Here is a 1,370-nt window from a genome sequence, read left to right on the forward strand (position 1 = left end):
GGACCTATCCGTGATTTCGTGGGCGAGGCATATCATGAGAGGTAAAAGTCATGGATATGCCGATGAAGAAGAAACGCACGGTTGCTTCGCAGGCAGCGGCCCGAGGGCCGCTGCCTGCGCTGCCTGAAGGGCTGATAGACCAGCTGGTCAAGGGGCCGATGACGCCCACTGAAGTGCAGGATCTGATGCTGGCGTTCAACAAGGCACTCATTGAGCGTGCCACGGGTGCGGAGATGAATCTGCACCTGGGCTACAAGCCGGGTCAGGCCAAACCGGCGGGCCAGGCCAACGAGCGTAATGGCGCCAGCGGCAAGACGGTGATCACCGACCAGGGACCCGTCAGGGTCGAACTGCCCAGGGACCGCGACGGCAGCTTCGCGCCGATCCTGATCCCCAAACACGAGCGCCGCTTTACCGGGTTCGATGAACGCATCATTGCGATGTACGCGCGCGGCATGAGCGTGCGCGAGATACAGGCGTTTCTGGCCGAGAGCTACGGCACCGAGGTCTCGCCCGACTTCATCAGTTCGGTCACCGATGAGGTGATGGCCGAAACGCTGGCCTGGCAAAGCCGTCCGCTCGAACCGATGTATCCGGTGGTGTTCTTCGACGCGCTGCGCGTGAAGATCCGTGGCGACGGCGTGGTGAGCAACAAGGCGGTGTACCTGGCCCTGGGCATCCAGGCCGACGGCCAGCGCGACGTGCTCGGCCTGTGGATTGAGCAGACCGAGGGGGCGAAGTTCTGGCTGAAGGTGTTCAACGAACTGAAGACCCGCGGTTGCCAGGACATCCTGATCGCCGTGGTGGATGGCCTCAAGGGGCTGGCCGAGGCGATCGGCACGGCGTACCCGCGCACGACGGTGCAGACCTGCATCGTGCATCTGATGCGCAACAGCCTGGAGTATGCGAGTTACAAGGATCGCAAGGCGCTCGCCGCGGCGCTGCGTCCGATCTACGCGGCTGCCAGCGAACAGGCCGCGCAGCTTGCCCTGCAGGAGTTCGCCGACGGCCCGTGGGGCGCGAAGTACCCGAGCATCGTGCAATCCTGGCGGCGCGCCTGGGAGCATGTCACGCCGTTCTTTGTGTTCCCGCCCGAGATCCGCCGGGTTGTCTACACGACCAACGCCATCGAGAGCCTGAACATGCAACTGCGCAAAATCATCAAGACCCGCGGGCACTTCCCCAATGATGAGGCTGCCATCAAGCTACTCTGGCTGGCCCTGCGCAACGTGCTGACCAAATCCGTGAGGGCCACCTTCGACTGGAAAACCGCTATGAACCAGTTTGCTATCCTGTTTGGTGAACGCTTCACCATGGCGCGTGGATAACGTTTTATAACTCGCCTCGCACACAAAAATGCGGACAGGTTC

The 1,370-nt window shown here is 62.3% G+C and carries 1 protein-coding gene; it reads left to right on the forward strand.

All coding sequences use genetic code 11. The features are described 5' to 3' along the window. Window positions 1–56: 56 nt before the first annotated feature. Entirely contained in the window at window positions 57–1,328 is a 1,272-nt protein-coding gene (locus P3T17_RS37495; RefSeq protein ID WP_429411967.1) for an IS256 family transposase, read from the forward strand. The last annotated feature ends 42 nt before the right edge of the window (window positions 1,329–1,370 follow it).

Source organism: Paraburkholderia sp. GAS82 (assembly GCF_050436285.1).
GTDB classification, from domain to species: Bacteria; Pseudomonadota; Gammaproteobacteria; order Burkholderiales; family Burkholderiaceae; genus Paraburkholderia; species Paraburkholderia phenazinium_B.